Annotated in this window: 1 protein-coding gene; it reads right to left on the minus strand. The window is 70.1% G+C overall.

What is annotated here, in order from left to right:
* A partial coding sequence (locus tag ACP4J3_RS50760; protein ID WP_426545093.1) for an alpha/beta fold hydrolase occupies positions 1-993 on the minus strand: 993 nt, incomplete at both ends.

The following is a 993-nucleotide window of genomic DNA, read 5'->3' on the forward strand; positions in this document are numbered from 1 at the left end:
GGGACGAGCCGGACGACGGTGTTCGGGCGGGACTCCAGCGGCCTGGAGTCGTCGGCGGGGACGTGCTGGTCCTGGTCCCCGTTGACGTACAGCAGCGGCACGGGGTCGCTGCCCCAGTCGTCCAGGAGTCCTTGCGTACGCAGCGAGAAGGCGGCCATGGCGGCCTGTAGTTCGGCGAGGCTCGGCTCGGCGTCCAGGCGCAGGGAGTTGGCGAAGATGCCGGGCATGCCATAGCGGAGCCGGGCGGCGGCCTCGGGGGAGAAGGCGGTGTCGATGAGCCCGCCGATGCTCACGGCGGCGTCGACCATCCGGCGCAGGGCCAGCTTGATCGTCCAGTGTCCGCCGAAGCTGAAGCCGACGGTGCCCACCTTGCGTGCCTGGGGAAAGCGGCGGCGCAGCCAGTCGAGGACGTCGCCGACGTACAGTTCCCCGTCGGGTCCGCTGGCCACCGGCGACTCCCCGGTCCCGGCCATGTCGACGGTGGCCACCCGCGCGCCGACCAGACGAGCCGTCGCGAGCGCGGTGGCGTGCACCTCGACCTTCCAGGTGTCCACGCCGCTGAAGACCAGCACGATCGGGGCGTCGGCGGGCAGGTTCTCGGGGACGTAGAGGTGAGTGGGGACCTGCACGGTTTCTGCGCGGAAGTCCACGTTGATCACGTGCCGCTCGAAGGGCACCTCGAATCCGGACGAGGCCTCCAGGAAGGTGCGCAGGTGGTTCTCGTACGCCCGGGTGTGCGCCGCGTTGCCACCCAGGACCGGGAACTTGGCGATCCCGTACAGGTGACTGGCCTTCAGCAGATCACCGTCCTTCTCTGCCTGCTCGGCAAGGAGGGACCACTCGTGCGCCCAGCCCCCGGGGCCCTCGGCCCACAGGTCGCTGATGCGACGGGACATCTCCTCCAGGACAGCGTCCTCGATACCCCCGAACCGCCACTGGGGCGCGCGTTCCTCGATGAGTTCGGCGGGGTCTACGGCGAAGGTGAACGGCATG

It is taken from the genome of Streptomyces sp. UG1 (assembly GCF_049974585.1).
Taxonomy (GTDB): Bacteria; Actinomycetota; Actinomycetes; order Streptomycetales; family Streptomycetaceae; genus Streptomyces.